The 8,215-nt window shown below is 46.6% G+C and carries 9 protein-coding genes; 5 read left to right on the top strand and 4 right to left on the bottom strand.

The features are described from left to right. Nucleotides 1–149: 149 nt before the first annotated feature. The gene (argB, locus tag Q5691_RS14550) at nucleotides 150–1,061 is read right to left on the bottom strand and encodes an acetylglutamate kinase (RefSeq protein ID WP_333106273.1); all 912 of its coding nucleotides are present in this window, start codon (nucleotides 1,059–1,061) and stop codon (nucleotides 150–152) included. Between the two features lie 246 nt (nucleotides 1,062–1,307). Between argB and Q5691_RS14545 the strand changes: the two genes are divergently transcribed. Beyond that, nucleotides 1,308–2,099, top strand: a complete 792-nt coding sequence (locus Q5691_RS14545; RefSeq protein WP_333214522.1) for an HAD family hydrolase — start codon at nucleotides 1,308–1,310, stop codon at nucleotides 2,097–2,099. 59 nt (nucleotides 2,100–2,158) lie between these two features. Here the strand turns inward: Q5691_RS14545 and mreD are convergent, their stop codons facing one another. From mreD to Q5691_RS14530, 3 genes are all read right to left on the bottom strand, one after another. Then, the gene (mreD, locus tag Q5691_RS14540) at nucleotides 2,159–2,725 is read right to left on the bottom strand and encodes a rod shape-determining protein MreD (RefSeq protein WP_333214520.1); all 567 of its coding nucleotides are present in this window, start codon (nucleotides 2,723–2,725) and stop codon (nucleotides 2,159–2,161) included. Next, a complete protein-coding gene (gene mreC, locus Q5691_RS14535; RefSeq protein WP_333214518.1) occupies nucleotides 2,722–3,528 on the bottom strand; it encodes a rod shape-determining protein MreC in 807 nt (268 codons plus the stop codon). The genes mreD and mreC overlap by 4 nt, the downstream gene beginning before the upstream one ends. An 87-nt stretch (nucleotides 3,529–3,615) precedes the next feature. Continuing rightward, on the bottom strand, nucleotides 3,616–4,623 hold the full coding sequence (locus Q5691_RS14530) for a rod shape-determining protein (RefSeq protein ID WP_006632285.1): 1,008 nt from the start codon (nucleotides 4,621–4,623) through the stop codon (nucleotides 3,616–3,618). Nucleotides 4,624–4,953: 330 nt separating this feature from the next. Between Q5691_RS14530 and Q5691_RS14525 the strand changes: the two genes are divergently transcribed. The 4 genes from Q5691_RS14525 to Q5691_RS14510 all read left to right on the top strand — a co-directional run bounded on the left by Q5691_RS14525 (nucleotide 4,954) and on the right by Q5691_RS14510 (nucleotide 8,066). Then, entirely contained in the window at nucleotides 4,954–5,313 is a 360-nt protein-coding gene (locus Q5691_RS14525) for a single-stranded DNA-binding protein (protein ID WP_190663675.1), read from the top strand. Between the two features lie 47 nt (nucleotides 5,314–5,360). Next, nucleotides 5,361–5,882, top strand: a complete 522-nt coding sequence (locus Q5691_RS14520; protein WP_333214517.1) for a tetratricopeptide repeat protein — start codon at nucleotides 5,361–5,363, stop codon at nucleotides 5,880–5,882. A 77-nt stretch (nucleotides 5,883–5,959) separates the two neighbouring features. Further along, a complete protein-coding gene (locus Q5691_RS14515; protein WP_333345362.1) occupies nucleotides 5,960–6,595 on the top strand; it encodes a hypothetical protein in 636 nt (211 codons plus the stop codon). Between the two features lie 166 nt (nucleotides 6,596–6,761). Further along, on the top strand, nucleotides 6,762–8,066 hold the full coding sequence (locus Q5691_RS14510; protein WP_333345360.1) for a TldD/PmbA family protein: 1,305 nt from the start codon (nucleotides 6,762–6,764) through the stop codon (nucleotides 8,064–8,066). Nucleotides 8,067–8,215 lie beyond the last annotated feature (149 nt).

Here is an 8,215-nt window from a genome sequence, read left to right as displayed (position 1 = left end):
GGGGTAAAAAGGCGATCGTTCCTTGTAGTGCAAGGGTTTGTGAGATTTGAACATTCCCCCTACTGGGGGAACTTCAGGTTAGGATATACGCAATCGCAGCGAGTTTACACCTTTCACGCACCCGCCCTCCCCACGCTAGGATTTACACATTACTTCGGCCTTAAGTTCGCGCTGCTAAACTCAGAAGCCACAATCATCGACCCAATCCCCGCATCCGTAAATATTTCTTGCAGCAAAGCATGAGGAATTCGACCGTCAATAATGTGAGCACCCTTCACACCCTGAGCCAAACTCCGCACACAACAATTAACTTTCGGAATCATCCCCCCAGAGACAACTCCCGACTCAACCAACTCTCTTGCTTCTTGAATATCTAACTTAGCAATCAGACTATCCGGCTTGTGATAATCCTCTAAAATTCCCGCAGTATCAGTCATCAAAATCAACTTTTCCGCTCCCAAACCAGCCGCAATTTCCCCAGCCACCGTGTCAGCATTAATGTTGTAAGATTGACCTTTTTCATCCGCTGCCACGCTCGACACCACCGGAATATAACCGCTGTTCACCAAAGACTCCAAAATCTGGATTTTCACCCCGCTGACTTCACCCACAAATCCAATTCCCTCGCGGCCATCTGGACGAGCTTGAATCAGATTGGCATCCTTGCCACATAATCCTACTGCTTTGCCGCCAGCTTGGTTGATTAAGGAAACAATTTCCTTATTTACTTTCCCCACTAAAACCATTTCTACAACTTCCATTGTCGCCGCATCAGTCACTCTCAAACCATCCTTGAATTGCGGCTCAATTCCCAGTTTTTCCAGCCAAATATTAATTTCCGGGCCGCCGCCGTGAACCACAACCGGACGCATCCCCACGCAAGCTAGCAGCACAATATCTCGAACCACCTTGTCTTTGAGATTGCTATCTTTCATCGCCGCACCGCCATATTTGACCACTATGGTGCGACCGGCAAAGTGTTGAATGTAAGGCAGTGCTTCGGACAGCACCTCTACTCGATTAGTGTCCGAATTCCTAACAAAATCGCTTTGTTTGAGCATGGGTAAATTACACAAGACTAAAAACTTAATTCTAAACTTTAATGGCTAAAGCACATATTAACAGCCACAAAAATCACTTTTTCCCTTGAATTTATCTACGCGCAGGCTCGATCGCCTTTATTGAACCCCATCCTCAAAAAAATCATAGGTTTTTTTAATAAAAGCATTAAAATTTATGTATTATAACTTATACATTTTTTGCTACAGTCAAGAAATGTATAACTCCCTAGATTTACTTAACGTTTTATGTTAACTGCTGTCGCCCAAGACTCCGAAAACCTTCAGTACAAGCTACCATCAGAGGCTGAGTCGTCCCCCCGGATGACGGTATTTTGCGATTTAGACGGGCCCATAGTCGATGTGTCCGATCGCTACTATGCCACCTATCAACAGGGATTGGCCGATACTCAAGCAGCTTATCTCGAGCGGGGAATCAACCTCAACCTTCAAATCCTCAGCAAACAGCAGTTTTGGCAAATGAAACAAAACCGAGTGCCCGATGCTGAAATAGCCAAAAGTTCCGGCTTGTCGGGAGAAGAAATTCACGTTTTTCTAGGATGCGTGAGTCACCTTGTCAATCAACCAGACTTGTTGCACTTAGATCGCATCCAGCCGGGGGTGCAATGGGCGATCGGACTTCTGCACTCCCGCGGCGTGCGGCTGATTTTAGTCACCCTGCGGCCGAGAAATCAAGCCGTTCAACTGTTACAAAATTACGGTTTAGCCAGACTGTTTACCAGCATTCGCGGAACTCAGATGGCGGATGCCGCCTATCACAACTATACAGCCTTAAAAACTGAATTGTTGGCTGAAGTGGCAGAAGAATTTGAGTCATCGCTGGGTTCGGCTTGGATGATCGGAGATACAGAAGCAGACATCCTCGCAGGAAAAGCATTGGGAATACCTACAATTGCCGTTACCTGCGGAATTCGCAGTCGCTATCAACTGCAAAAGCATCAGCCTAATTTAATTCTCAGCGACTTGATTATTGCCGTTCATCACTTATTAGGTTCTGGTCAACAACTAATAGTAGAATGACTACACTTAACTGTTGACTGTTAACTGATGAATGATGACCAATGAGTAATGAGTAATGACTAAGGTTTTTCTACATTCCTGGTCATTTCCCACAAGCGATTGAGCGGAAAATAAATCACCGGAGCCCAAAGACTGCTAAGAATAGCAGAACACAAAGCCACTCGCTGGTGATAGCTCCAAATTTCCAGTAAAGCCCGATCGCCCATAGCAAAAAATTGCAGCCCCATCACCGTTTCCGCTACCACCGCCATCCCAAATACAATTAACGCGATCGGAATCGGATCTCTCTCAACAATATCTGCCGGAATCGACCAGGTTTTCTGTAAAACAACTGTTAAGACTCCTACAACAACTAGACTCACAGCGTGGCTGGGATGAGGAGCCGTCATCGCATCTTGAAGAAACCCCAAAACCAAGCCCATGCTAGCAGCTCCCCAAACTGTACGTTTCCGCTTAATACTCCAAGCTACCAACCAAATTAACAGCCAGTTCGGTCCAATTCCCAGCAATTCCATTCCCGGCATCCGAGTGGGCAATATCAGTATGCACAGCATCACAGATAGAAATGTAACTGCGAAGTTGAGAAATGGGCGCGCTCGCGAAGACATCCGAGATAAAGCTTTCATTGTTGCTGTGCTCCCTCAGATGCTGCTGAAGATTGACTCGGCGAATCCTTCGGTTCGGCTTGCTTAGAGTGCGGGTAAACCACAGCCCACTCCAGAGCATTCATCGGTGCAGAAAACTCAACCACAGCTTCCGGAGCCGGAGTTTTATTCATATCCACCGAAACCACTTTTCCCACAGGCAAACCAGGAGGGAACAACTGACTGTAAGAAGAAGTTGAAACCACATCCCCAGGCTTGACATTGGGAACATTCTCAAAAAACTCCATGACAGCCTGATTTCCGCCTTTCCCGCGCATAAAACCCATGTGGCGACTGCGGGTAATTCCCACACCCAATTGACTCGTAGCGTCGCTGACTAACAGCACTAAGCTAGTATTAGGAGTAACGCTGACAACCCTGCCTACTAAACCGCCGGGGCCCATCACAGTAAAATCTGTTTTGATGCCATCGTTACTGCCGCGCCCCAAGGTTACTTGCTGCCACCAGTGGTCGGCGCTGCGACCGACAATAGGAGCTACAATCCCTGCTGGTTTCTTAGCCGAAACATAACCTAAAAGCTCTTTTAGCTTCTGATTTTGATTTTCTAATTCTAATAACTGCGCTTGCAATTCTTGAGTGCGCGCCGAGATAAGTTCCTCTTGCCCAGAGCCGTTGGCGTGAAACGGACGAGTCACCCAATTGTAAACTTCAAATACTGCAGCACCTTGTGTTTGTCTAACTCCCCAAGCGGCAGTTACAGCTAAACCTAGAAGAGCAATTTGCAGCCGCAGATCCCACCACTTTCGGAATGTATTTTTTAGCATAATTTCACTAATCTAAAATTGTTAAGTCAGGATTTTAGATTTGAGATTGCAGCCGTATTTCTAAATCCACAATCCCAAATTGTTTAACTACATATTACGCGACGACTGCCCGCTGAAAACCCGTTCCAACTGTTTGTTTTCCAATACCCTACCAGTTCCCAAAACCACGCAGCACAGCGGATCTGCTGCCACGTGAGTGACAATTCCTGTTTCGTGACTGATCAGAGTATCTAAACCTTTCATCAGCGCGCCACCACCAGCCAGCATAATTCCCCTGTCAATAATATCTGCTGCTAATTCCGGGGGGGTGCGTTCCAAAGTACGCTTGACAGCTTCCACAATTACTGAAAGCGGTTCCGACATACTTTCGCGAATTTCTGGGCCTTTGATAGTAACAGTTCGTGGCAAACCAGACAGTAAGTGCAAGCCCCGCACTTCCATCATTACATCGTCATCCTCTGGAGTTGGATATGCAGAACCAACCTGAATCTTAATTTCTTCAGCAGTGCGTTCGCCGATGACCAAATTGTGAACTTTTTTCATGTATTGGACGATCGCCTCATTGAGTTCGTCGCCGGCTACCCGCACAGACTCACTGATCACCGTACCTTGCAAACTCAAAACCGCAACTTCCGTCGTACCTCCGCCTATATCTATAATCATATTGCCAGTCGCCTCAGCAACAGGCAGTCCAGCCCCGATCGCCGCCGCGATGGGTTCATCAATTAACCGTACTTCTCTAGCACCGGCCTGAGTCGCCGCCTCAATGACAGCACGCCTCTCAACTCCGGTGACACCGCTGGGGATGCCAATAATTATCCGCGGCGAAACTAAGCTTCGGCCTTCGTGAACTCTGCGGATAAAAGTCTTGAGCATCAGTTCCGCCGTATCGAAGTCTGCAATTACCCCGTCGCGAAGCGGGCGCAGTGCTATGACATTCCCTGGCGTGCGGCCGAGCATTTTTTTTGCTTCTTCTCCAACAGCCAGCGGTATTTTTAAATCTTGGTCGATCGCCACTACAGAAGGTTCCTGCAGAACAATACCTTTGCCCGATACATAAACGAGCGTGTTAGCAGTACCGAGGTCGATACCCATATCTCTAGATAACGAAAATCGATTGAGAAGACCCACTGATTCGTACCCCCCCCAAAAACTAAAATACTATTGTGTGCAATAATGTTGTTACAAAAGTGTAACCGAGGTGGATTCTATTACGTTTTTCATCCTGAGTCTAGTCAGAAATGTACATTGTCGAGCTCAGGTTGAGCGCAGACTTGCCAATCATCCACCATCAATATGTTCTCCTAACTCGGTGTACAATCAGGATGAAGCCTCATAAGCGTTGTTCCAAGTTCAGTTTGGAGGCTAATGCGCGTGTGGACTGTTTAACTACATCACCGATCGACCACATTCCCAAAAAAGTTTATGAGTCTTAATGTTGTGACTTTAGTAGGCCGCGTCGGCGGCGACCCGGACGTTAAGTATTTTGAGTCGGGTACAGTTAAGTGTAGTTTGACGCTGGCAGTGAACCGCAGAACTAAGAACAGCGATCAACCAGACTGGTTCAATCTGGAAATCTGGGGCAAAACAGCGCAGATTGCTGCTGACTACGTTCGCAAAGGCTCTCTAATTGGCGTAACAGGCTCTTTGAAGTTCGATCGCTGGCAAGACCGCAACACCGGTTCAAATCGCTCGAAGCCCGTAATTAAGGTAGACCATTTAGACTTGCTGGGTTCCAAACGCGACAACGAGTCGGGTATGTCGCAACACAACAGCGAATTCTAGCGTTTGGGGAATTTGGGAAGTAATATTTGTGAATTGGGTGGGTGCTCGTGACTTCAGAAAAGTTAGAAATTGTTCAAACTGAGTACCAAGCTGGGCAAGTAGCTTTTGAGAGTGGCCGGTATGCTCAAGCTGTGCAGAGTTTAGAAACAGCTACCGGTTTAGTCGATCGAAATTCCCGGTTGGGCGGTGAGGTGCAGATGTGGCTAGTGACAGCCTACGAAGCCTCTGGCAACACAGAAAGGGCGATCGAGCTTTGCCGCCAGCTCACCCGCCATCCTCGCCAAGAAACCCGCCAACAAGCAAAGCGCTTGCTGTTCATTCTCGAAGCTCCCAAACTCACTATCCCTCCTGAATGGATGGTGAAAATCCCTGATTTGGCAGCTTTAGATGAAAATCAATCAATCAGTTTTCAAGCTAATCCCAACGCTGATATCAAGTACGCTAAACCCAAGCCAGTCGTACCAGAGCCTGTAGATTTGAGTCAGGTTAATACGAAAGATAATACGTTTATCTGGGTGGCGTTAATTGCGATCGGGCTAATTTTAGGCGGCTTATTTCTTAGTTATTAATCATTTTTTCATTCGCACAAACTCTATCTCTAGGGTGCGCCTCGGCGCACCTCACCCCTACTGAGAGAAGTTAAGCAATGCCTTTTAGTAATTATAAAAGTATCAGCGCAGTCGCCAAAGAATTCCAAATTAATTGCCTGCGGGATAATTTCATTGTCGAAACAGAATTTGCAGTCAGCGACGTTTTTAGGAATGAATTAGAATTGATTTTCAATGAGGGAGTATTTGACAACTCGGAAATCGCCATTTGTGAAAATATCATTTATCCTGTATTAAAAGAAGTTTGGAAAAATTATCGCAGTAATTTTCTCCTCTGGAGTCACCAAACCTTAGTCTATAATGAGAATCTGTCAGGAATTCCAGATTATATATTGGCGAAGCGCTCCCCCCTCGGCACAGTAGTTTTTGACAAGCCCTATTTCATATTAGTTGAAGCCAAGAAAGAGAGCGCATTTGATGAAGGATGGGGGCAGTGTTTGGCAGAAATGATCGCCGTGCAACGACTTAACAATGAACCAGAACAAACTATCTTTGGGATTGTTTCTAATGGGGCAATGTGGCAGTTTGGCAAGCTCAAGTTAGAAATGTTTACTCAAAATAAAATTTTCTATACAATTCAGGACTTAGATCGGCTGTTTGCAGCAGTTAACTATGTTTTTAAACAGTGTGAATTACAATTAGAGGAGAAGGAAGTTCGGCAACGGATTATTTAACGGATGTAACGGATGTAGCGCAGGTTAGGATGAAGAAATAAGGAAGACACCACCAGTGCTTTTGACACGGATACACGGATTAATGATCGAGCATGAGGCAGGAGTCAGAAGTTGAATAGCGATAATTGCTAAAATAAAAAAAGACCCAACCAGAAAGGCGATTATTGTGAGCGATTCAACCATAGAACAGATATTAAAATTGGCATCTCAACGCGCGGATGCCGCTGAAGTATACTACCTGTCGAGTCAAGACACCCCGATCGAATTTGAAAACAATCGCCTCAAATCCCTGCAAACCAAAGCACTGCAAGGTGTCGCACTCCGGCTGATTTACAACGGCAAAATAGGTTTTGCCAGTTCCACAGACTTAACGCGGATAGACGATTTAGTCGATGCAGCGATTCAAACAGCCGAAATCGGCGACCCCGCAGAATTTGAACTCGCCTCCAACTTCCACCTAAAAGGCCCGGAAACCACCTACACTCCGCCCACAACTCAAGAATTAGTCGAAAACGGCAAAAACCTGATTGAGCAAGTTCACGCCTACAATCCCGATATTATGGTAGATGTCGGTTTCCACGTCCGCAGTGGCCGCGTGAAAATTGCCACGACGCGAGATTTGTATGCCGAAAGAAGCAGCCAAATAGTCAGCGGCTCGATCTCGGGAAATTTGGTAAAGGGAGAAGATTTTATGCAAGCATACAGTTACGACGTTGCGCGCGATCGTCCCCTCGACACCAACAGCATCCTCCAATTACTCCTCGAAAAATACCGCCTTGCCGAACATTCAGCCACCATCGCCAGCGGTTCCTACCCAGTATTATTTACCCCCAATGCCGCTGCTAGCACCCTCGGCGGCCTCTTTGATACCATCCTTTCAGGTCAAGCAGTAGTTCAAAAAGCCTCTCCCCTAGCCGACAAAATCGGCGAAACCTTATTTGACGAACGCTTTACCTTTTTTGAAGACCCCACTTTAGGCCCTTCTGCTTGTCCCTTTGACGATGAAGGTACACCCACCACCCGCAAAATCTTGATAGACAAAGGTACTGTCACCGGATTTTATTGGGATCGCAGGTGGGCCGCTCGCGCCGGTGTACAATCAACCGGCAACGGTTTTCGTGGCGGATTGTCTCGCCCAGGCCCTGATTTGACTAACTTTTGCATTTCACCAGGAAATACCGCCACTCAAGACTTGATTGCTAGCATGGATGAAGGTCTAATAGTAGAGCAGGTTTTAGGTGCCGGTCAGTCCAATCAGTTAGCTGGCGAATTTTCTGTCAATTTGGACTTAGGCTATAAAGTAGAAAAAGGCAAAATTGTGGGTCGCGTCAAGAATACAATGGTTGCAGGCAGCATTTTTGAAGCGTTTAAAAATTTGGCAGATTTAAGCAGCGAAGCCGAATGGGTAGGCGGTGCAGCCTATTTGCCAAGTATGCTGTTTCAACAGTTGGGTGTAGCTTCGAGGCAATAAGTTCAGTGCGTTTTTACTCGTTACCAGGCTCTGCCTGGTAATACATATCATGAGGCTTTGCCTCGAGTTTGGATGAAAGCTTGCGAGGCAAAGCCTCTGGACATGGGTTCCCAGGCAGAGCCTAGGAACCAGTTAAACAAACATAGAAA

Source organism: Microcoleus sp. w1-18aA5, assembly GCF_036701705.1.
Classification (GTDB): domain Bacteria; phylum Cyanobacteriota; class Cyanobacteriia; order Cyanobacteriales; family Microcoleaceae; genus Microcoleus.
Note: the sequence above shows the minus strand (reverse complement) of the source record. Positions and strands in the feature narration are given on the sequence as shown.